General features: G+C 63.7%; 16 protein-coding genes and 1 pseudogene. 10 read left to right on the top strand and 7 right to left on the bottom strand.

Going from position 1 to position 21,013, the window contains the following annotated elements; all coding sequences use genetic code 11:
- Window positions 1-22 precede the first annotated feature (22 nt).
- Both ACP2YO_RS32540 and ACP2YO_RS32535 read left to right on the top strand, forming a co-directional pair.
- Entirely contained in the window at window positions 23-1,093 is a 1,071-nt protein-coding gene (locus tag ACP2YO_RS32540; RefSeq protein WP_426435226.1) for an alcohol dehydrogenase, read from the top strand.
- A gap of 129 nt (window positions 1,094-1,222) precedes the next feature.
- Window positions 1,223-2,305, top strand: coding sequence for an isocitrate/isopropylmalate dehydrogenase family protein (locus tag ACP2YO_RS32535; RefSeq protein WP_426435225.1), 1,083 nt, complete (start codon window positions 1,223-1,225; stop codon window positions 2,303-2,305).
- A gap of 33 nt (window positions 2,306-2,338) precedes the next feature.
- Here the strand turns inward: ACP2YO_RS32535 and ACP2YO_RS32530 are convergent, their stop codons facing one another.
- Window positions 2,339-2,674: a hypothetical protein gene (locus ACP2YO_RS32530; RefSeq protein ID WP_426435224.1), complete on the bottom strand. Its 336-nt coding sequence runs from the start codon at window positions 2,672-2,674 to the stop codon at window positions 2,339-2,341.
- Between the two features lie 181 nt (window positions 2,675-2,855).
- A complete protein-coding gene (locus ACP2YO_RS32525) occupies window positions 2,856-4,202 on the bottom strand; it encodes a L,D-transpeptidase family protein (RefSeq protein WP_426435223.1) in 1,347 nt (448 codons plus the stop codon).
- Between the two features lie 253 nt (window positions 4,203-4,455).
- On the opposite strand from ACP2YO_RS32525, the gene ACP2YO_RS32520 reads away from it, so the two are divergent.
- Window positions 4,456-5,433, top strand: coding sequence for a Bug family tripartite tricarboxylate transporter substrate binding protein (locus ACP2YO_RS32520; RefSeq protein ID WP_426435222.1), 978 nt, complete (start codon window positions 4,456-4,458; stop codon window positions 5,431-5,433).
- A 193-nt stretch (window positions 5,434-5,626) separates the two neighbouring features.
- Here ACP2YO_RS32520 and ACP2YO_RS32515 read toward each other — a convergent pair whose 3' ends face one another.
- Window positions 5,627-6,022 (bottom strand): helix-turn-helix domain-containing protein, encoded by a 396-nt coding sequence (locus ACP2YO_RS32515; protein ID WP_426435221.1) that lies wholly within the window; start codon window positions 6,020-6,022, stop codon window positions 5,627-5,629.
- Window positions 6,023-6,499: 477 nt separating this feature from the next.
- Between ACP2YO_RS32515 and ACP2YO_RS32510 the strand changes: the two genes are divergently transcribed.
- Window positions 6,500-6,892 (top strand): hypothetical protein, encoded by a 393-nt coding sequence (locus ACP2YO_RS32510; RefSeq protein WP_426435220.1) that lies wholly within the window; start codon window positions 6,500-6,502, stop codon window positions 6,890-6,892.
- Window positions 6,893-6,987: 95 nt separating this feature from the next.
- Here the strand turns inward: ACP2YO_RS32510 and ACP2YO_RS32505 are convergent, their stop codons facing one another.
- The 3 genes from ACP2YO_RS32505 to ACP2YO_RS32495 form a co-directional block, all read right to left on the bottom strand.
- A complete protein-coding gene (locus tag ACP2YO_RS32505; protein WP_426435219.1) occupies window positions 6,988-8,307 on the bottom strand; it encodes a dicarboxylate/amino acid:cation symporter in 1,320 nt (439 codons plus the stop codon).
- A 161-nt stretch (window positions 8,308-8,468) separates the two neighbouring features.
- Complete coding sequence (locus ACP2YO_RS32500; RefSeq protein ID WP_426443368.1) at window positions 8,469-9,926, bottom strand: sensor histidine kinase; 1,458 nt, start codon at window positions 9,924-9,926, stop codon at window positions 8,469-8,471.
- Between the two features lie 175 nt (window positions 9,927-10,101).
- The gene (locus ACP2YO_RS32495) at window positions 10,102-11,376 is read right to left on the bottom strand and encodes a serine hydrolase domain-containing protein (RefSeq protein WP_426435218.1); all 1,275 of its coding nucleotides are present in this window, start codon (window positions 11,374-11,376) and stop codon (window positions 10,102-10,104) included.
- A gap of 157 nt (window positions 11,377-11,533) precedes the next feature.
- Between ACP2YO_RS32495 and ACP2YO_RS32490 the strand changes: the two genes are divergently transcribed.
- The gene (locus ACP2YO_RS32490) at window positions 11,534-12,448 is read left to right on the top strand and encodes an intradiol ring-cleavage dioxygenase (RefSeq protein ID WP_426435217.1); all 915 of its coding nucleotides are present in this window, start codon (window positions 11,534-11,536) and stop codon (window positions 12,446-12,448) included.
- A gap of 105 nt (window positions 12,449-12,553) precedes the next feature.
- On the opposite strand, the gene ACP2YO_RS32485 is transcribed toward ACP2YO_RS32490, so the two are convergent.
- Window positions 12,554-13,393, bottom strand: a complete 840-nt coding sequence (locus ACP2YO_RS32485) for a formate/nitrite transporter family protein (protein ID WP_426435216.1) — start codon at window positions 13,391-13,393, stop codon at window positions 12,554-12,556.
- A gap of 638 nt (window positions 13,394-14,031) precedes the next feature.
- Here ACP2YO_RS32485 and ACP2YO_RS32480 point away from each other — a divergent pair.
- The 5 genes and pseudogenes from ACP2YO_RS32480 (at window position 14,032) to ACP2YO_RS32460 (ending at window position 20,844) form a co-directional block, all read left to right on the top strand.
- Window positions 14,032-15,414: an MFS transporter gene (locus tag ACP2YO_RS32480; protein ID WP_426435215.1), complete on the top strand. Its 1,383-nt coding sequence runs from the start codon at window positions 14,032-14,034 to the stop codon at window positions 15,412-15,414.
- A gap of 90 nt (window positions 15,415-15,504) precedes the next feature.
- Entirely contained in the window at window positions 15,505-15,930 is a 426-nt protein-coding gene (locus tag ACP2YO_RS32475; RefSeq protein ID WP_426435214.1) for a globin family protein, read from the top strand.
- Window positions 15,931-15,938: 8 nt separating this feature from the next.
- A pseudogene (locus ACP2YO_RS32470) lies at window positions 15,939-17,157 on the top strand (NAD(P)/FAD-dependent oxidoreductase).
- A gap of 1 nt (window position 17,158) precedes the next feature.
- Window positions 17,159-19,858, top strand: a complete 2,700-nt coding sequence (locus tag ACP2YO_RS32465) for a molybdopterin-dependent oxidoreductase (RefSeq protein ID WP_426435213.1) — start codon at window positions 17,159-17,161, stop codon at window positions 19,856-19,858.
- Between the two features lie 83 nt (window positions 19,859-19,941).
- Window positions 19,942-20,844: an SMP-30/gluconolactonase/LRE family protein gene (locus tag ACP2YO_RS32460; RefSeq protein ID WP_426435212.1), complete on the top strand. Its 903-nt coding sequence runs from the start codon at window positions 19,942-19,944 to the stop codon at window positions 20,842-20,844.
- Window positions 20,845-21,013: the final 169 nt, after the last annotated feature.

Below are 21,013 nucleotides of genomic sequence, written 5' to 3'. Positions count from 1 at the left end.
CAAGGTCTCCGGGAGAGCAGTGATGAAAAGTTTCCAGGTCGTCGATTTCCATGCCCCTCTGCAAGAGGTCGATCATCCGACGCCCCAACCGTCGGGCACGCAGGTGCTGATCAAGGTCAAGGCCGCCGGCGTCTGCCACAGCGACCTGCATATCTGGGAAGGCGGCTACGATCTCGGCCACGGCCGCAAGCCGCTGTCCCTGAAGGATCGCGGCGTCTCGCTGCCGCGCACGATGGGGCATGAGACGGTCGGCGAGGTCGCGGCGTTCGGGCCCGACGTCGCGGAAGCCGACAAGGGCGGTCTCACGATCGGCGATGTCGCGCTGGCCTATCCCTGGCTCGGCTGCGGCAAATGCCCGACCTGCCTCGGCGGCGACGAGAACATGTGCGCGGTCAAGCCGAATGCGCTCGGCGTCTATTGCGACGGCGGCTATGCCGATCACATGACCGTGCCGCATCCGAAATATCTGCTCAACCTCAAGGGGCTCGATCCGGTCACGGCCGCACCCTACGCCTGCTCCGGCGTCACGACCTACAGCGCGCTGAAGAAGGTCGAGAAGGATTTCGATACCCCGATCGTGATCTTTGGCGCCGGCGGCCTCGGCCTGATGGCGCTGTCGCTGCTGAAGGCGATGGGCGGCAAGGGCGCTGTCGTGGTCGATATCGATGCCAGGAAACGCGAGGCGGCTGAAGCCGCCGGTGCACTCGCCACTGTCGATGGCATGGCGCCGGATGCGCTGGAGCAACTGACGAAAAAGGCCGGCCAGCCGATCCGCGCCGCGATCGACTTGGTCGGCAATGCCCAGACCGCGCAGCTCGGCTTCGATTGCCTGACCAAGGGCGGCAAGCTCGTGATGGTGGGTCTGTTCGGCGGCGGCGCGCCCTGGGCGCTGCCGCTGATCCCGATCAAGGCCGTCACCATCCAGGGCAGCTATGTCGGCAATCTCCGCGAGACGCAGGAGCTGCTCGATCTGGTGCGTGCAAAGAAGATTCCTGCGATCCCGGTGACGCCAATGCCGCTCGCCAAGGTGAACGAGGCGCTGACGGATCTGCAGAAGGGTAAACTGGTCGGGCGTGCCGTGCTGACGCCTTAGGCTCCATCGTCGTCATTGCGAGGAGCGTAAGCGACGAAGCAATCCATCTTTCCCCGTGCTGAAATATGGATTGCTTCGCTTCGCTCGCAATGACGGCCATCTTTCTTTCGTTCATCCCAAGGGAATCCCATGTCTGCCAACAACGCACTTCATATCGCAGTCCTCGGCGGCGACGGCATCGGCCCGGAGGTGATGGCGCCGGCGCTCGAGGTGCTGCGCAAGATCGAGGCGCGAACGGATCTGAGATTCCGCCTCACCGAGGCGCCGGCCGGCGCCGTCAACTACCAGGAGACCGGCAAGTCGATGCCTGATACCACGGTGCGGCTCTGCGAGGAGGCGGACGCGATCCTGCTCGGCGCGTGCGGCCTGCCGTCGGTGCGCTATCCCGATAACACCGAGATCATGCCGCAGGTCGAGCTGCGCTTTCACTTCGACCTCTATGCCGGCGTGCGTCCGGCGCGTCTCATCCCCGGCGTGCCGAGCCCGATCGTCGGTGCCGACAAGAAGGGTATCGACCTCGTCGTTGTCAGGGAATCGACCGAAGGCCTGTTCGCTTCAATGGGCAAGGGTGTCGTCACCGACAGCGAGGCGCGCGAAACGCTGGTCATCACGCGCAAGACATCGGAGCGGCTGTTCGAATTCTCCTTCCGCCTCGCCGCGCGGCGCAAGGCGCGGGGCCGCGTGGGTGGCGGGCTGACCTGCGTCGACAAGGCGAATGTGTTCAAGGCGTTTGCGTTCTTCCGCGAGATGTTCGACGAGGCCGCCAAACGCCATCCGGATGTGAGAACCGATCGCCTCTACGTCGACGCCTGCTCGGCGCTCTTGGTGAAGCGTCCTTGGGATTTCGATGTCATGGTGATGGAGAACATGTTCGGCGACATCCTCTCGGACATGACGGCGGGGCTGATCGGCGGCATGGGCATGGCGCCGTCGGCCGACATCGGCGATCGTCACGCGGTGTTCCAGCCGTGCCACGGCACAGCGCCCGACATCATGGGCCAGGGCAAGGCCAATCCGACTGCGATGATCCTGTCGGTCGCGATGATGCTGGACTGGCTCGCCGACAAGCACGGCCTCGAGAGCGCGGCCGAAGCGGCTGAGAACATCGAGCGTGCCGTCGACAAGGTCTATGCCGACGGCATCAAGCCGTTCGAGTTCGGCGGCAGCAACGGCACTGCCGATGTCGCGAAGGCCGTGATCGCGGCACTGTAGAGAGATGAGGGGGCCGAAGCCCCCTCGCTGACTTCAGCGGCGGTGTCCACCTTGATGTCCGCCTTGATGTCCACCCTGGCGATATCCGCCGTGATGGCGCGGCCCGTGATGATGGTGGCGCTGGAATTGCGGACGATGATGCCAGCCGTGATGGCGCGGACCGTAGTAGCCGTAAGCGCTATACGCACCTGGACGCCAGTGGCAGCGGCCCCAGGAATCACAGACATAGCGCACCTGGTCGACATGGGACGTTTCGCCTGCGATGTGGCTGGCTTGCGGAAGCCCGTTCGGCATCGCCGACGCCGCGCCCGGCATCGAGGCTGCGCTTCCCAAAGCGGCCAGTCCAATAATAGCAAGCTTGATATTCATTGAGGTCTCCTTGGTTGAAGTCTGAAAACGTCCATGCGGCCGCTTGGTTGCTGCGACAAAAAGACGAGCCCGTGCACTTGGTCTTACGGATTTCAGTTCAACGAGGAGAACGCGGAGTTCTGACGTCGCTTCGCATGTCGGGCGACAATTGGCCGCGCGACAGAATGGCGAGGTGTCGCGCTTACTGTGCCAGATGCGCGGTCAGCGGATGTTCGGCGGCCTTGTTGAAGAAGGCCGTTTCCTCGGCCGTGGCTTCCAGCAGTTGCTGGTCCTGGTCGTAGATGTCGTTGCGGAACTGGACAGTCTGGTCCTTCGTCATCCAGGCCGTGAGATAGATCCAGGCGACCGGCACCTTCTTCAGCATACGGACGTCCTGGCGTTGCCCGGTGGCGATCGCCGCATCGATCGCGCTGCGAGTCCATTGCGGCTGGTCCTTGAGCAGCCACGCCGCGAGGTCACGGACGTTGTCGACACGCGAGCAGCCATGCGAATCGAAGCGATAGTCGTCGCTGAACAGGCTGTGCTGGTTGGTGTCGTGCATGTAGACCGAATAGGCGTTCGGCATGTCGATCTTGACCGCACCGAGCGCGTTCCACGTGCCGCTCTGTTGCCGCACCGTGACGTTCGGCGTATGGTTGCCGGACCAATCCACCGAATTCGGATCGACCGGGTTGTCGTGGGCGTCGAGCACTTCCATGTGCATGCGCGACAAATAGCTCGGGTCCTTGCGCATATGCGTCGAGATTTCCGTCTTCGTGATCGACGACGGCACCGTCCAGGTCGGATTGAGATTGACGCTGGTGATTTCGGCGGTGAGCGTCGGTGACGGCTTTTCAGTCTTGCCGACGATGACGCGATAGCGCCGCACGACCTTGTCGTCTTCGACGGCCTCGGCGAAGGCGGCGGGGATGTTGACGATCACGTAGCGCTGCACGAACTGGAAATCCATCTGGGTGAGACGCTCCAGCGACGCGTCGAGCTGCTTGATCCGCTTCTGCACGGGAACGTTGAGCGCAGCTAGCGTCCGCGGCGTCACCGTCCCGGTGGCGGCGAGGCCGTGGCGTGTCTGGAAGCGTTTCACCGCCTCGGCCAGCACCTCATCATAGGCGCCGGTGGCCTTGTCGGCGGCGAGGTCGCCGGTGACGATCAGGCGCTTGCGCAGCAGATCGTCATTGCTCCCCTGGACGCCGGTTGCGAATTTCGCGTCGGTCGGGATCGTCGGCCATCCGCCGCGGACGGCGAGATCGGAATAGCTGAGCGCCGCTTCGCGAATGCGTTGTGCGGTGCCCTGGTCGTAGGTCGGTTCGTGCGAGAGTGCGAGGGCGGCGGCTGATCGCGATTCGGGCGTGGCGGCGGCCATGGCCAGCTTTGGCTGGTTTGCTTGTGTGGCGACCGGCGCCGGAGCCGCCGCGGGCGCGGCATGGTGAGGCGGGGGTGCCGTGGCCGGACCGGGTGCGCCGGCGGTCTGGGCAAATGCCGGCAGAGCCGAAAGCATCGTGGCCATGGCAACGAGTGTCACTCTCTGCATATCGCGTTTCCCCGGAATGCGCGCGGCGCTGGAGTCAGATCGGCCCTCGGCCGGACGAAATGGCGGCACGTTCGTGCGGGCGTGATGATCTACCAAGAGCGTTGCGTCTTGATTAAATTTTGGTGGTGGCTGTTGCTGCGCCGTAACCTTCTCACCACGTTGGCGCCCGAATCGGTCTCTTGTTTCGCTCTATGTCGTGTTGACGGATAGTATGGTTCGCGACGTGCCAAGAAAAAAGGGCAGAGAGATTGCGATGGCACTGACACGCCGGGGTCTCCTTGCAGGAAGCGGCGCGCTGCTGCTGGCGGACCTGCCGGCGTTGGCGGTGGGCCTTTATCCGAATCACGCCATCAAGCTGATCGTGCCGTATCCGGCCGGCGGCACCACGGATCTGCTGGGCCGGCTGGTCGCCGATCAGTTGAAAGACGGGCTCGGTGCGAGCGTCATTGTCGAGAACAAGCCCGGCGTCGGGACCACGCTCGGCGCCGAGCTGGTGGCCAGATCCGATCCCGACGGCTACACGCTGTTGATGGCGACCTCGACGACGCTTGCCGTCAACAAGACGCTGTACAAGGAATTGCCTTACGATCCCGTCAAGGATTTCGCGCCGATCGCCCTGATCGTCGGCGTCCCCTTCGTGTTGATCGTCAATCCTGCGATTCCGGTGAAATCGCTGACTGAGTTCATCGCCTATGCCAGGTCGAAACCTGGACTGGCTTACGCATCGGCCGGCAACGGCAGTCCGCAGCATCTCGGTGCGGAGATGCTGAAGGCGGCATCAGGCATCGACATCCGCCACGTGCCTTATCGTGGCAGCCTGCCGGCACTGCTCGATGTCGTCGCGGGTCACATCCCCTTTATGATGGTCGACCTGCGTCCGGCACTGCAGCAGATCCGCGAGGGCAAGGTGAGGGCGCTCGGCGTCACCACGGCAAAGCGCATCGCAGCGGTGCCGGATCTTCCGACCCTTGCCGAGAGCGGGCTGCCGGGCTTCGACCTGTTGGCGTGGCAGGGCGTGGTTGGACCTGCAGGCACGCCGCGCAGCATTGTCGACCAGCTTGCGGGGGAGATCGGCCGGCTGACGGCCGATCCGGCCGCCCGAGCCAGGCTCACGTCGTTCGGGCTTGAGCCGTTCCCGGCATCGACGCCGGACGGTTTTGCCGCCTACATCAAGGCCGAGGTCGACCGCTGGGCTGTGATCGTACAGAAATCCGGTGTCCGGATCCGCTGAGCGTTTCTGTCCCGGACTTGATCCGGATGATGCATTCGCGTGAAGAAACGCGAAGCCAAAGAAAAAAGCGCCGCCATCCGCGATGGCAGCGCTTTGATATTCTTCCGCCCACAAGCGGCGCACCGCACCAACGACCGATCCGCTCGGTCCGTTGACCGCGTTCGCGGCGCGGCGATCCGACGTGTGACGCCGCTCAGGCTTCGTTGGCGGCAATCGATTCCATCAAGGACACCAGCTGACGCTGGACGGTCTGGTCCTTGATCTTGCTGTAGGCGCGCAGCAACCGCAGGCTGAAGGCGCTGTCGAGGAACAGGAGGCTTTCGACTTCGCGGGCCTTGCCGTCACCGTCGTAGAAGAAGGTGACCGGCACGTCGAGCGCGGATGCGATCTGCTGAAGGCGCGCGGCGCCAACGCGGTTGACACCCTTCTCGTACTTCTGAACCTGCTGAAAGCTGACGCCAAGCTTGTCGCCGAGCTCGGCCTGCGAGATCTTCTGCTCCACGCGTCGCAGGCGAATCCGCTTGCCCAACTCAATGTCCGGTTTGCCGGCACTGCGCTGCTTCATCTTCTTTGCTGCTGATCTGTTCATTCTGGTGACCGTCCTTCAATCAGGAATCCCTGGCCCGGATTAGGTCAGGGATTCGTCCATGATGTACCGCGTCAAGTTCGTGTGGATCGTAAGTTCGTCGTGAGAACTACGAAAACCCAAGAAGATCGCGGGATGATATCCAAGCGCACTGGCGCGGCGGAAGCATCCTGATACCGACGTGACTAACTACCTAAAGTCGATCACGCCAAGGTGCCTCTCGACACCCCGCCTTCCACATTTGGCAAAATATTGACCGAACCACAACTAGCGCGAGTTTGATCGTCACAGATTTTGCGCATGGTTACTGCTGCACCGACGCACTACCCGTATTTCTACGGGCCTCCCTATCTTACGGGCATCCGATTTCAGATGCAACCCCTGCTGGTGCAGCCAGAGGTCGCAGAGGCCGGAACGATGTGAGCCCGAGTTGGCGGGTCCCTGCGAAAGTTTGACGTAAGTGCAAGCCAGGCTTTCGGAATGTTGCTGGACAAGCGCCAAAAAGTTCTGAATCATCCGGCGTGCGCCCGACCACAAGCCGGCGAGCCCTTGCGGGAGAGGCCAATGAAGCGAAAGAGGGAAACGCCTCGACTCTACCTCGCGGCTTCGGGAGTGGAAGATATGCCGGTCGCAAGTACGGAAGAACGATTGCTGTCGCTTCTGGCGACCCTGGAGGAGTGCCAGGCATTTCTGCTCGACCGGGCAAGCGCGGAGACCGCGCGGCTGCTCTCCCTCGCCATCCTCGAGCTTCGGATGGAGCTGCACAAGGTGACCGATTCCGAGCTGAAAGCATTGTGCGACATGGTGGCATCGGACGTCGAGACGCAGCAGCCGGCCAGCCGGCTGCCGCCCTATTTGAAGCTCATCAAGTAGACTATTTTTCAATCGCCGGTTGAGTCACATTGATGTGTGCGCGATTTTGTCGCGCCTCCGCGGTACGCGCGGGGGCCATTTGTGTTGACCGGGCCTCAGCCTGCCGTCACATCCACCGTCTCGGCGCCATCAAGCACCCGGTGGGCCTGGTCACGGTCGAGATCGCCCTCCCATGCGGCGACAACAACGGTGGCGACGCAATTGCCGATCAGATTGCCGAGCGCGCGCGCCATGCCGATGAACCAGTCGACCGACAGTACGAGCACAAGGCCGATCGCGGGAATGCTCGGCACCGCATTGAGCGTCGCAGCCAGGATGACGATCGCGGAGCCCGGCACGCCATGCGCGCCTTTCGAGGTGATCAAGGACACACCGAGCACCAGCAGCAGGTCGCCGAATGACAGCGGCGTGTTGGTCGCCTGCGCGATGAACACGACCGCTAGCGTGAGGTAGATCGAGAAGGCGTCGAGGTTGAACGAATAGCCGGTCGGGATCACGAGGCCGACGACGGACTTCTTGACGCCGAGCGCTTCGAGTTTTCGCATGATCTGCGGCAGCACGGCGTCGGACGATGCCGTCGCCAGCACGATCATCAGTTCCTCGCGCAGGTAGCCGAGGAGCTTGAGGATGTTGATTCCCGCGAGCGCCAGCACGCCGCCGAGCACGCCCAGCACGAAAATCGCGAGTGAGAGATAGTACAGCGCGACCAGCGACAGCAATTGCTTGAGCGAACCGACACCGTATTTGCCGACCGTGTAGGCGACCGCACCGAGCACGCCGAGCGGGGCGACGCGTACGATCAGGCCCATCGCGCGAAACAGCACGGTCGAGACCGCATCGATGAAGGAGGTGATCTTTTCGCCCTTCTCGCCGCCGACCAGCGCCAGGCTGGTGCCGAAGATGATCGCGAAGAACAGCACCTGCAGCACGTCGTTACGTGACAGCGCGTCGAACGAGGTGGTCGGAATGATGTTCATCAGGAAGCTGCCGACACCTTCGCCCTTCAGCTTCTGCGCATTGCCGGCATAGCTGGAGAGCGCCTTGGGATCGAGCGTCGAGGTATCGATGTTCATCCCGTGACCGGGTCCGAACAGATAGGCCAGCAACAAGCCGACCACGAGCGCGACCGTCGTCATCGCCTCGAAATAGACCAGCGCCTTGACGCCGACGCGTCCGACCTTCTTGAGGTCGCCGGCGCCAGCGATGCCGTGCACCACCACGCAGAACACGATCGGCGCGACAATCATCGAGATCAGCTTCAGGAAGGCGTCGCTGAGGATTTTCAGCGTGATGGCGAAATCGGGCACGGCAACGCCGAGCACGACGCCGAGCACGAGCGCGGCCAGCACCTGAACGAACAGCGACGAGTAAAGCGGTTTGCGTGTCTCGGTGGCAACCACTGCGATGGTCGACATGAATTCCCCCTGATTTTAGCCGGCCCGAACCGGCCATGTCGTAGCAACTTGCATGCCAGAATGTCGTACGAAGCCTCGTGCCGAAGGATCCGTGGCGCTGTTTGCGCCCACCATGTTGTGGCCTGAGCAAGCCTTTCCAGTTGCAGCGGAATCTGTCCGGATTAGCCGTCGCTTTCGAGTGTGCAGGTCAGGGTATAGACGACGCCGCGGGGCAGGAAATCGACCGTGGCCTCGCCGCCGAGCTGATCGCGGGCGCTACGCTCGATCAGCCGCGAGCCGAAACCGCGCTGGATCGGAGCTGTCACAAGCGGGCCGCCGGCCTCCGTCCAGATCATCCTGAGCTTCCGGTCCGCGCCGTCCTCGCGGACCTCCCAGTCCAGCGTCACAGTGCCGGTCTCGTTCGACAGCGCGCCATACTTGGCGGCGTTGGTTGCGATCTCATGCACGATCATCGACAGCACCACGGCAAGCCGCGGCGACAATGGCGCACGCGGGCCGAACATCCTGACCCGCTCGGGAGTGTTGAGCACATAGGGCTGCAGCACCCGGCCGACCACGTCCTGGAGGTCGGAGCCCTGCCATTTTTCCGTGCTGAGCAAATTGTGCGCCTCGGCCAGTGCGCCGAGCCGTCCCTCGAATTTCTCGCGCTCGGCACGGCTGGCGCTGCGGAACGTCTGGGTGGCGATCGACTGCAGCAGCGCCAGCGTGTTCTTGACGCGGTGGTTGAGCTCCTCGATCAGGAGATCGTGCAGCATTTCGCCGCGCGCGATCGCGGTCGCCATCCGCAACGCAAAGCCGAGGCCGACCAGGAGCAGCACGCCGCCGATCACGCTCGTGATCGCGAGCGTGCGCCAGAGCGGCGCCACCAGCGAGCTTTCAGCGATTCCTGCGGCGACGGTCCATCCGGTAATCGCGGACCGTGCGACACTGGTGATCAGCGGCACCCCCTCGAGCGACACGGTCGGGAAGGTCGCCTCGTCGTGGCGGGACATCTCGGCCCGGAGCGAGGGCGAGGCGCGCTGGCCTACAGTGTCATGCGAACTCGGGACGCGCGCGAAGTTGACGCCTTCGCCGTCGAAAATGCTGAGGGTCCAATCTCGGCTCGGGCGCTGTTTCTCGAGGATGGTCTGGAAGATATCGATCGGCGGGCTGAAGCATATGTCATAGAGCACCTCGCCGTCGCGCATCACCGGCACCTCGACGGTGACGACCGGGCGCCGCTTCACCGCGCCGGTGAATAAATTGGAGTATTGCAGGTGCCCGGTCGAAAACACCTTCTCGATGATCGTGACGTTGTTGCGCAGCGGCAGGCTTGCGGTATCCGATGCGACCGAGGAAAACAGCTGGTGCCCCTGACGATCCGCGACGATCACGACGCCGTCCTTGCCGTACTGGTCGAGGAAGCCGCCGGCCATGCGACGGAAGTTGTTGAAGTCGCCGTTGCGCAGTGAATCGGTCAGCGCCAGCACCTCCACCCCGCCGGTCATGCGCTGCATCTCGGCGTCCAGCACCAGGCGGATGCTGCGGACGGTTTCGAGCACGCGCTGGGTGGCGTCCTTGCGGTCCTGTTCGTAATTGTGGAAGACGATTCCGACCGCGAAGACGATCAGCGGCAACATCGTTCCCGCGACCAGAAGCGCGAGACGGACTGGCAATGTCAGTTTCGGCACGAAGGTCCCGGCTCAAACGCCTGTTTGCCGTGAACTTAGGAGAAGTCGGGAAAATCCGCCAAGGAAATAGTCGGCGGTCGGGAAAGTTCCGCGGCGCCCGGTGTGCGCAGCGGAATCGCAGATGTCACAAATTGCTTTCGGTGATCGCCGCATAGACCATGGTACGCAGTTCGCGCCGCAGCGGGTAGGCGCTCGATGGCAGCACCTGGGTCATGAAGATCGTGATCAGCTCTTCGGCCGGATCGATGAAGAACGACGTCGTCGCGGCACCCCCCCAGTTGAATTCGCCCGGGCTGCCGGCAATCATGGTTTGGGCCGGGTTCATGGTGACGGCGAAGCCGAGGCCGAACCCGATGCCGTTATAGGCCGCCTCGCTGAACAGCGAGCGCGACATCGCCGGCAGGTCGACGCCGCCGGGCAGATGGTTCGAGGTCATCAGCTTCAGCGTCTTCGGGCCGAGCAGGCGAACGCCGCCGAGTTCGCCGCCATTGATCAGCGCCCGGCAGAAGGTGAGGTAGTCGGCCGCGGTCGAGCACAGCCCGCCGCCGCCCGAGATCAGCGAGGGCGGCGACAGGAACGAACTCGTGGCCGGATCGTCCTGCAGCGTCAGCGAGCCCTTGCGCTCGGTGGAATGGAAGGTCATGCCGCCCTGCGGGTCGGCGGAATAGCAGGCGGCAAAGCGGTGCGCCTTGTCGGCCGGCACGAAGAAGTCGGTGTCGTTCATGCCGAGCGGCTTGAAGATGCGCTCCTTGAGAAACTGCTCGAACGGCATGCCCGAAATCTTGCCGACGAGGTAGCCGAGCACGTCGGTGGCGACCGAATAGTTCCAGGCCTCGCCCGGCGAGAACTCCAGCGGAATGTTCGCAAGATCCTCGATCATGGCGTCGAGCGTGCCGGCCTTGATGACCTCGCCGATCTTCTTTTCGCGGTAGGCCGCATCGACATTGGACCGCTGCTGGAAGCCGTAAGTGAGACCCGAGGTGTGCCGCAACAGGTCGACGATCAGCATCGGCCGGCTCAGTGGACGGGTCAGGAAGGCTGGCGCATTGCCCGCGACGAAGACGCCGAGGTTCTTCCACTCCGGTATGTATTTGGCGACGGGTTCGTCGATCGCGACGCGGCCTTCCTCGACCAACATCATGAAGGCGACCGTGGTGATCGGCTTGGTCATCGAATAGATGCGGAAGATGGTGTCGTCCTTGACCGGCGCCTTGCGCTCGAGATCAGCAAAGCCCTGGACCGCCGAATGCACGATCTTGCCGCGGCGGTAGATCAGGAGCTGTGTGCCGGGAAAACGGCCGGAATCGATGTAGCGGGTCTTCAGATGCGCTTCGAGGCGGTTGAGCGCCGTGGTCGACATTCCCGCGGATTCGGGCGAGGCAGGGGTGGGGGCTAACATCGGGCTCTTCTCCGGCTGGCGAGGAAGGATTTGATAGCCGAAAAGTGTCCGTTGCAGCAACCGGCCGCCGCTTACCTGCCCTGCGGCGGTGGTGTAGGCTGCCGCCTGCAAGCGCGCCCCCCGAGCGACCTCAACTGACCTCAATGGAAACGCCAAGATGACTCAGTTCAATGACACCGAGCTCACCGCCGCCGTGATCCACAGCTTCGACCAAACGCCCAATCCGCGGGCCAAGTTCCTGCTGCAGGAGCTGGTGAAGTCGCTGCACGACTATGTGCGCAAGACCGATCTCACCTTCGAGGAGTGGGATTACGCGATCGATTTCCTGACCCGGACCGGCCACAAGTGCACCGATATTCGCCAGGAGTTCATTCTGCTCTCCGATGTGCTCGGCGTGTCGATGCTGGTCGACGCGGTCAACCACCAGGATCGCGACGGCGCCACCGAGACCACGGTGCTCGGCCCGTTCTATGTCGGCGAGCACAAGGTGGCGCCGCACGGCACCGACGTCTCGGCGAGCCTGCCTGGCGAGCGCATGTTCGTGCAGAGCCGCGTCACCGACCTCGACGGCAAGCCGCTGGCCAATGTCCCGGTCGACATCTGGCATGCCGATGACGACGGCTTCTACGATTCACAAAGACCCAATTACGCCACGCAGGGCCCGTCGTCGCGCGCGCGCTTCATCACCGATGCCGACGGCCGCTTCTATTTCCGCACCATCGTGCCGTGCAGCTATCCGATCCCGACCGACGGTCCGGTCGGGCAGATGATCACGCAGACCAACCGACACCCGATGCGGCCGGCGCATGTGCACTTCCTGGTCAACGCCGATGGCCACGAGCCGCTGATCACGCATGTCTTCATGGAGGGCGACAAGTACATCGACTCCGACGTCGTGTTCGGCGTGAAGGATGAGCTGATCGCCAAGGTCGAGAGGCGGACCGACCCGGTGATGCCTGATGGCAAGACGTCCGATGGTCCGTGGCATTTGATGAGCTATGAGTTCCGCGTGAAGCCCGGCGGCGGAATGGCGCCGGCGCCGCTCGGGACCAAGGTGGCCGAGCCCGCTTGAAGTCGGATCGGTGCCATCCGCCCCGGACGTCGGCCGGGGCGACGGCGAGAGATTGAGGGGCCTCGCCCTGTTCGGGCGTGGCCCCTTCGTTCTAGGCAGCCGCGATCAGGCCGCGGCGCGGGTCGGAGCCGTCTTGGACACCGCGCGCTTCGGCTGCGTCAGAACGTGGGTCGTGTAGAGCGTCAATCCGGTGAAGGCGAGGCCGCCGACCAGATTGCCCAGCACGGTCGGAATCTCGTTCCAGATGAAATAGTCCATGATCGAGAACTTGGCGTGGAGCATCAGCCCGGACGGAAACAGGAACATATTCACGACGGAATGCTCGAACACCATGTAGAAGAACACCAGGATCGGCATCCACATCGCGATGACCTTGCCGGGGACCGTGGTGGAGATCATGGCGCCGACGACTCCGGTGGAGACCATCCAGTTGCACAGCATGCCGCGGATGAACAGCGTCGCCATACCGGCGGCCCCATGCGCGGCGTAGCCGAGTGTGCGGCTTTCGCCGATGTTTCCGATCGCCGCGCCGACCTTGTCGGGGTCCTGCGTGAAGCCGAACGTCGTGACGAAGGCCATCATGAACGCGACCGTCAGCGCGCCGGCAAAATTGCCGACGAACACAAGGCCCCAATTGCGCAGAACGCCGCCAATCGTGACGCCCGGACGCTTGTCCAGCAGTGCGAGGGGAGACAGGACGAACACGCCGGTCAGCAGGTCGAAGCCCAGCAGATAGAGCATGCAGAATCCGACCGGAAACAACAGCGCTCCGACGATCGGCTGGCCGGTGTTGACGTTGATGGTCACGGCGAACCAGGCCGCCAATGCGAGGATCGCGCCGGCCATATAGGCGCGGATGACCGTATCCCTGGTGGACATGAAGATCTTGGACTCACCGGCGTCCACCATCTTGGTGACGAATTCGGAAGGTGCGAGATAGGACATTCTGTTTCCCCTTGCGTCTAATGAAAGAGAGCGCCGATTGCTCAGCACGGAGCAGCGCCGCGGATGACCGCGGGGTTCGGCGCAAAAGTGCGAATGCCCTGTGAAATGGCGTCACGACGACTGCGCCGAGATCTCTCGGCAAAGCGGCTTTGGAAGCCGCCGACAGCCTCGGCCAAGCGTTGGCCTCGACAATCCGGCTGACCCGTAGTCCTCGTTGACTGACCGGATTCAAAGCAACGCTTATGCCAACGAGCGCGCGCGCGAAGTTGTCGGAGTTTCCGGTTGTTTCTGCGCGTTGTTCGCATGGCGCGGGCCTCGCGCCCGCTCCGCGTTCAATGGCTTGCTTATTTCATGAGCGGCATGCTTGAGAATTGTGCGACGCACAACGATTGAGCGAATCGCCAGTTTTCAATGCGCGGTCTAATCCGCGCGCGATCCGTGCGATCGACGCAACACACTGTAGTTGTTCGTATTTCATCGCGCATGCGATTTGGCACGAAGCTTGAATCACCTCAGGCAGACGCCATCGCCGCCGTCCTTCGAAACCAATCATCCGAATTTTGACACCGCAAACGCTGGGGCCACCCCGGAGCGTGTCTCCGTGCGTCCAAACGACAGCGACCAGAAAGGAATTTGTAATGAGCAAGGAGAACCCGACCTGGATTTCCGATTGGAATCCCGAGGATGAGGCGTTCTGGAATTCCAAGGGCAAGGTCGTCGCCCGGCGCAACCTGATCTGGTCGATCGTGGCCGAGCATATCGGGTTTTCGGTCTGGCTGATCTGGAGCATCGTTGCGACCAAATTACCGGCGGCAGGCTTCCACTACACCACCGATCAGCTGTTCCAGCTCGTCGCCATTCCGGGCCTGATCGGCTCGTTGATGCGATTTCCCTACACCTTCGCCGTGACGATGTTCGGCGGCCGCAACTGGACGATCTTCAGTGCATCGGTGCTGTTCATTCCGACCTTCGGGCTCGCTTATTTCGTCAGCCAGCCCGATACGCCGTTCTGGCTGATGCTGTTGGTTGCCTCTACGGCGGGTCTCGGCGGCGGCAACTTCGCCTCGAGCATGACCAACATCTCGTTCTTCTATCCGGACCGGATGAAGGGCTGGGCGCTCGGCCTGAACGCGGCCGGCGGCAACATCGGCGTCAGCAGCGTGCAATTGCTCACGCCGATCCTGATGGGCATCGGCATTATCAACCTCTACCAGGCAACGCCGGTCTCCGGAGTCTATCTGCAGAATGCCGGGCTGATGTGGCTGATCCCGATTTGCATCGCGGTGTTCGGTGCGGTGTTCTTCATGAACAATCTCACGTCGGCCAAGTCCTCGTTCAAGGACCAGCTCGCGATCATCGGACGCAAGCATACCTGGATCATGGCCTTCATCTATGTCGGCACGTTCGGCTCCTTCATCGGCTACTCGGCGGCGTTCCCGCTGCTGATCAAGACGCAGTTTCCGGCCGTCACCATCGCCATCGCGTTCCTTGGACCGCTGGTCGGTTCGCTGGCGCGCCCGCTCGGCGGCTTGCTCGCCGACAAGGTCGGTGGCGCCATCGTGACGTTCTGGAATTTCATCGCGATGGGAGCGGCGACGATCGGTGTCCTCTACTTCGTCGGGATCAAGGATTTCACCGGCTTCCTCGTGATGTTCCTGATCCTGTTCGTCACCACCGGCGTCGGCAACGGATCGACTTACCGGATGATCCCGTCGATCTTCCGCGAGGAGAACCTGCAGAAGGCCAAGGGCAAGGGCGAAGCCGGCAAGGCGCTGGCGCTGAAGACGGCCAGCATCGAGAGCGGCGCCGCACTCGGCTTCATCGGCGCCATCGGAGCCTGCGGCGGCTATCTGATCCCGAGCGGCTTCGGCAAGTCGATCGCCGTGACCGGCGGCCCGCAGCTCGCGCTCGAAATCTATCTGGCGTTCTACGCGGTCTGCCTCGCGCTCACCTGGTTCTACTACCTGCGCCGGAGCCCTGCTTCATCAAGCGTGTCGAGCCTTGCCGGAGCGCGGATCTGACGCCGACTGCGCGGCACCTCGGGCCGCACACGCCAGCGACCTCTCCCCTGTTTGCAGGGGAGAGGAATCGCAAACCACAGGGAGGAAACGATGACACCCGATCAAGTGACGTTGGTACAGGAGTCCTTTTCCAAGGTGGCGCCGATTTCGGAACAGGCCGCGGTCATCTTCTATGATCGCCTGTTCGAGGTCGCGCCAGGCGTCCAGGCGATGTTTCCGTCAGACATGACCGAGCAGCGCAAGAAGCTGATGGCGACGCTAGCTGTCGTCGTCAACGGATTGAGCAATTTGCCGTCGGTGCTTCCCGCCGCAAGCGCGCTCGCCAAGCGCCACGTCGGCTACGGCGCTAGGCCCGAGCACTATCCGGTGGTCGGCGGCGCGCTGCTATGGACGCTGGAGAAGGGCCTCGGCGAGGCCTGGACGCCCGAGGTCGCCACCGCCTGGACCGAAGCCTATGGCACGCTGGCCGGCTACATGATTTCCGAAGCCTATGGCGCCTCGCAGGCGGCCGAGTAGGAGCTGCCATGAGCGAGCCGCTGGTGATCGTCGGCAATGGCATGGCGGCTGCGCGTCTGGTCGACGAATTGTCGAAGGTCGCTCTCGGCCGCTATGCCATCGCCGTGATCGGTGACGAGCCGCGGCTCGCTTACAACCGCGTGCTGCTGTCGTCGGTGCTGGCCGGCGAGGCCGCCTCGCACGAGATCGAGCTGAAGCCGGCATCGTGGTGGCGCGAGCGCGGCGTCACGCTGAAGTATAATTGCATGGCGACCGAGATCGATGTCGGCCGCCGCGAGATCAAGATCGCCAACGACGAGAGCATCGGCTTCTCCAAGCTGGTGCTGGCGACCGGATCGTCGGCCCTGCGGCTCAACGTATCAGGCGCCGATCTCGCCGGGGTCCACACCTTTCGCGACACCCGCGATGTCGACCTCTTGCTGACGTTGGCCGCGCTGAAGAAGCGCGTCGTCGTGGTCGGCGGCGGACTGCTGGGGTTAGAGGCGGCCTATGGTCTCGCCAAGGCAGGCGCCACGGTGACGCTGCTGCATCTGATGGACCGGCTGATGGAGCGCCAGCTCGACGGGCCGGCGGCGGCGCTGTTGAAGTCGCTGGTCGAGCGCAAGGGCATCGAGATCCTGCTCAATGCCAGCACAGCACGCATTCATGGCGAAGCCGGCGTGACCGGTGTCGAACTCGTCGACGGCAGGCAGATCGACGCCGACGCCGTGATCTTCGCCGCCGGCATCCGGCCGAACACGGCGCTCGCACGTGACGCCGGCATTGCCGTCAACCGCGGCGTCGTGGTCGACGACCATCTGCAGGCGGGCGTGCCCGGTGTGTTTGCGATCGGCGAATGCGCCGAGCACCGCGGCATCTGCTACGGCCTGGTCGAGCCGGCCTATGAGCAGGCGCGCGTCCTGGCAAGCCATCTCGCCGGCACCGACGCGGCCTATGCCGGCAGCGTCGTCGCGACCAATCTGAAGGTTTCAGGCGTCGGCGTATTTTCGGCCGGCGATTTCATGGGGGCTGGCGGCAGCGAGAGTTCTCGTGCTTCGCGACGTCAACCACGGCACCTACAAGAAGCTCGTCATTGCCGACGGCCGCCTGACCGGTGCGGTGCTGATCGGCGATACCGCCGATGCACTCTGGTATCTCGATCTGATCCGGAGCCGGAAACCGATCGCGCAGATCCGCGCCGACATGATCTTCGGCCGCTCGCTCGCGACGCAGTCGGAGGCCGCGTGAGATGACGATGATCGATCCCGCGCTCCGTGCCGTCAGGACGACTTGCGCCTATTGCGGTGTCGGCTGCGGCGTGCTGGCGACACCGGATGGCCGCGGCGGGGCAGCAATCTCGGGCGATCCCGAGCACCCCGCCAATTTCGGCCGGCTGTGCTCGAAGGGCTCCGCGCTCGGCGAAACGCTCGGACTCGGGAGCCGCTTGCTGCATCCGATGATCCGTTGCGGCGACGCGATGCAGCGCGTTGATTGGAGCGACGCGCTCGACCACGTCGCGCATCGCTTCCAGCACATCGTCAGGCGCGACGGTCCGGGCGCGGTCGCGTTCTATCTTTCCGGCCAGTTGCTGACCGAGGACTATTACGTCGCCAACAAGCTGATGAAGGGCTTCATCGGCAGCGCCAATGTCGACACCAATTCGCGGCTGTGCATGGCCTCGTCAGTCGCCGGCCATCGCCGGGCCTTCGGCGCCGACACGGTGCCCGGCTGCTACGAGGATCTCGACGAGGCGGACCTTTTGGTGTTCGTTGGCTCCAACGCTGCCTGGTGTCATCCGGTGCTGTTCCAGCGCATGCTCGCCAACAAGCAAAAGCGCGGGGCGGGCTTTGTCGTGATCGATCCGCGCCGCACCGACACGGCCGGAGACGCCGACCTCTTCCTTGGGTTGAAGCCCGGCACCGATAGCGCGCTGTTCAATGGTCTATTGGTGCATCTCGCTGACAATGACGCGCTCGACCCTGACTATATCGAGCGCCACACGGCCGGCTTCGACGACACGCTTGAGCGGGCGCGCCGGATGGTCGGCAGCATCGCCGCAACCGCGCTCGCGACCGGCCTTGCCGAGCAGGACGTCGCCGCGTTCTTTCGGATGTTCGCCAGTACGCCGCGGGTGGTGACGCTGTATTCGCAGGGCGTCAATCAATCTGCGCAGGGCACCGACAAGGTCAACGCCATCCTCAATTGCCATCTCGCCACCGGGCGGATCGGCAAGCTTGGCGCCTCACCGTTCTCGCTGACCGGTCAGCCCAATGCGATGGGCGGCCGCGAGGTCGGTGGGCTCGCCAACCAGCTCGCCGCCCATATGGGCTTTACGCCGCCCGACATCGATCGTGTCAGGCGGTTCTGGAAGGCGCCGCGGATTGCGACCCATGAAGGGTTGAAGGCGGTGCAGATGTTCGAGGCGATCGGCCGCGGCGAGATCAAGGCGCTGTGGGTGATGGGCACCAATCCGGCGGTGTCGTTGCCGGACGCCGACCGCGTGCGCGAGGCGCTGCAAAAGCTCGACCTGTTCGTGGTCTCCGAGAACGTCCTTTCCAACGACACCGTCGCGGCGGGCCCGCATGTGCTGCTGCCGGCGGAGGCCTGGGGCGAGAAGTCGGGCACGGTGACCAACTCCGAGCGGCGGATTTCGCGTCAGCGTGCGTTCCTGAAGGCGCCCGGCGAGGCCAAGCCGGACTGGTGGATCGTGAGCGAGGTCGCCAAACGCCTCGGCTTCGGCGCCGCTTTCGCTTTCAATTCGGCTGCGGATATCTTCCGCGAGCATGCCGCGCTCTCCGCGTTCGAGAACAATGGGGCGCGCGATTTCGACATCGGCGGGCTAAAGGCGGTTTCCGACGAAGGCTTCGACGCCATGGCGCCGGTGCAATGGCCTGTTAGGCTCAATGCGCAGCCGCAGGAACGATTCTTTGCCGAGGGTAGCTTCTACGCCAACGATCGCAAGGCGCGCTTCATCGCACCGGAGACGCCGGCGCTGCGCACCGAGACGACCGCGGCACGTCCGCTGCGGCTCAACACCGGCCGCATTCGCGACCAGTGGCACACCATGACGCGCACCGGCATGAGCCCGCGGCTCGGCCAGCACCTTCCCGAGCCGTTCGTCGAGGTGCATCCCGATGATGCGCTGAAATACGGCGTCGCCGACGGCAGCTTTGCGCGCGTCACCACCGACTATGGCCAGAGCACATTACGCGTCGTCGTCAGCGAGCGGCAGCAGCGCGGCATGCTGTTCGCGCCGATCCACTGGAGTGCCGAGACCGCGACCGGCGCGCGGGTCGGCTCGCTGGTGGCGCCATTCATCGATCCGTTCTCCGGCCAGCCCGAGAACAAGGCGACGCCGGCATCGATCGCGCCCTACGAATACGTGTTCCGCGGCTTCGCGCTCTCGCGTGTTCCGCTGGAACTGCCCGACCATGCCTGGGTTGCGCGCGTCGCCGTCAACGGCGGCTACGGCTACCTGTTCGCCGACAATGCCGATCTGAAGGGTTGGCAAGCCTGGATGAAAGCGAAGGCCGGCGACGATCTTGCCGAGTTCAACGATTTCGGCGGCGGCGTGTACCGCGCGGCGGCCTTCGACGGCAGCCGCATCGCGGCCTGCGTCTTCATCGGTCCGGCAGGGGACGCCGGCGACTGGAACGTGGTGAAGAGCCTGTTCGCAGCAGATGCGTTGAGCGACGTGCAGCGCCGCATGCTGCTCTCGGGCAAGTCGGCGGAGGGCGTGGCAAGCGCGGGCCCGGTAGTCTGCGCCTGCTTCGGCGTCGGCCGCGACACGATCTGCAATGCGATCGCGGCGGGGGCGAGATCGGCGGGCGACATCGGCGCCCAGCTGAAAGCCGGCACCAACTGCGGTTCCTGCATTCCGGAACTGAAGCGGTTGATTGCGCAGACGCCGTCTGACACCGGGCAACCCCTATTGGCCGCGGCGAATTAGGCACTGCGTCCGCCCCTGCGTATCGCAATGACGGGGAGAACGATTTATGGTCCACCCGTTCCGCGAATGGGTGAATCAAGAAAATGATGTATCTGGAAACGCCGCCGAGACTGATCCCGACCGAAATCTTCTCCGCCGTGCCAGCCGAATTTCGCCGCAAGGTGGCGACCGAATGGGCCGACGCCAACCGGCCGGGCGCCGTGACCGACTGCTTCATCGAGGGCCCATCATTCGATGCGTCAGGCAATCTCTATCTCGTCGATATTCCGTTCGGCCGCGTCTTCAGGATCGCGCCGGACAAGACATGGTCGCTGGTCGCGGAATATGACGGCTGGCCCAACGGGCTGAAGATCGATGCCAGGGGCCGCATCCTGATTGCTGATTACAGGCTTGGGCTGGTGGAGCTGGACGCCAAATCGGGCAAGGTCACGCCGCTTCTGCGCTCGCGCAATTCGGAATCATTCCGCGGCTGCAACGACCTGCATATCGCTGGTAACGGCGACATCTATTTCACCGACCAGGGCCAGACCGGCCTGCACGATCCGACCGGCCGTGTCTATCGCTTGCGGACCAATGGCCAGCTCGATTGCCTGATCGATACCGGCATCAGCCCCAACGGTCTTGTGCTCGATCCGCACGAAGCCGTGCTGTTCGTTGCGATGACGCGCGACAATGCGGTCTGGCGCGCGCCATTCATGAAGGATGGCAGCATCTCGAAGGTCGGGCGTTTCTGCACGCTGTTCGGGCCGAGCGGACCCGACGGCATGACGATGGATCAGAAAGGGCGGCTGTTCGTCGCGCACGCCTCGCTCGGCCATGTCTTCGTCTTTGCGCCGAACGGTGAATGCATCGCGCGGATCAAGTCCTGCGCCGGGCAGAGCTGCACCAACGTCGCGATCGGCGGCGCCAACCGCGACCGGCTGTACATCACGGAGTCGGTGACCGGCTCGGTGCTGGTGGCTGACATCAGCGGGCTGGATGGGTAGCGAAGCGGCCTCAAAAGTCACCTCGCCCCGCTTGCGGGGAGAGGTCAGATTGCATCGCTGGATGCGATCCGGGTGAGGGGGAGTTACCGCGAGTCCATTTGTTATCGAGTTTGTGGAGAAAGCCCCTCACCCCAACCCTCTCCCCGCAAAGGCGGGGCGAGGGAGCAGG

The organism is Bradyrhizobium genosp. P (assembly GCF_049949265.1).
Classification (GTDB): Bacteria; Pseudomonadota; Alphaproteobacteria; order Rhizobiales; family Xanthobacteraceae; genus Bradyrhizobium.
This window is presented reverse-complemented; position numbering and strand designations above follow the sequence as displayed.

Coding starts and splice junctions, on each gene's coding strand:
- ACP2YO_RS32510 (WP_426435220.1), top strand. CDS start 6,500: ATGTTGCTGGACAAGCGCCAAAAAGTTCTGAATCATCCGGCGTGCGCC.
- ACP2YO_RS32490 (WP_426435217.1), top strand. CDS start 11,534: ATGACTCAGTTCAATGACACCGAGCTCACCGCCGCCGTGATCCACAGC.
- ACP2YO_RS32465 (WP_426435213.1), top strand. CDS start 17,159: ATGACGATGATCGATCCCGCGCTCCGTGCCGTCAGGACGACTTGCGCC.
- ACP2YO_RS32535 (WP_426435225.1), top strand. CDS start 1,223: ATGTCTGCCAACAACGCACTTCATATCGCAGTCCTCGGCGGCGACGGC.
- ACP2YO_RS32475 (WP_426435214.1), top strand. CDS start 15,505: ATGACACCCGATCAAGTGACGTTGGTACAGGAGTCCTTTTCCAAGGTG.
- ACP2YO_RS32525 (WP_426435223.1), bottom strand. CDS start 4,202: ATGCAGAGAGTGACACTCGTTGCCATGGCCACGATGCTTTCGGCTCTG.
- ACP2YO_RS32495 (WP_426435218.1), bottom strand. CDS start 11,376: ATGTTAGCCCCCACCCCTGCCTCGCCCGAATCCGCGGGAATGTCGACC.
- ACP2YO_RS32505 (WP_426435219.1), bottom strand. CDS start 8,307: ATGTCGACCATCGCAGTGGTTGCCACCGAGACACGCAAACCGCTTTAC.
- ACP2YO_RS32520 (WP_426435222.1), top strand. CDS start 4,456: ATGGCACTGACACGCCGGGGTCTCCTTGCAGGAAGCGGCGCGCTGCTG.
- ACP2YO_RS32500 (WP_426443368.1), bottom strand. CDS start 9,926: ATGTTGCCGCTGATCGTCTTCGCGGTCGGAATCGTCTTCCACAATTAC.
- ACP2YO_RS32515 (WP_426435221.1), bottom strand. CDS start 6,022: ATGAACAGATCAGCAGCAAAGAAGATGAAGCAGCGCAGTGCCGGCAAA.
- ACP2YO_RS32480 (WP_426435215.1), top strand. CDS start 14,032: ATGAGCAAGGAGAACCCGACCTGGATTTCCGATTGGAATCCCGAGGAT.
- ACP2YO_RS32460 (WP_426435212.1), top strand. CDS start 19,942: ATGATGTATCTGGAAACGCCGCCGAGACTGATCCCGACCGAAATCTTC.
- ACP2YO_RS32530 (WP_426435224.1), bottom strand. CDS start 2,674: ATGAATATCAAGCTTGCTATTATTGGACTGGCCGCTTTGGGAAGCGCA.
- ACP2YO_RS32485 (WP_426435216.1), bottom strand. CDS start 13,393: ATGTCCTATCTCGCACCTTCCGAATTCGTCACCAAGATGGTGGACGCC.
- ACP2YO_RS32540 (WP_426435226.1), top strand. CDS start 23: ATGAAAAGTTTCCAGGTCGTCGATTTCCATGCCCCTCTGCAAGAGGTC.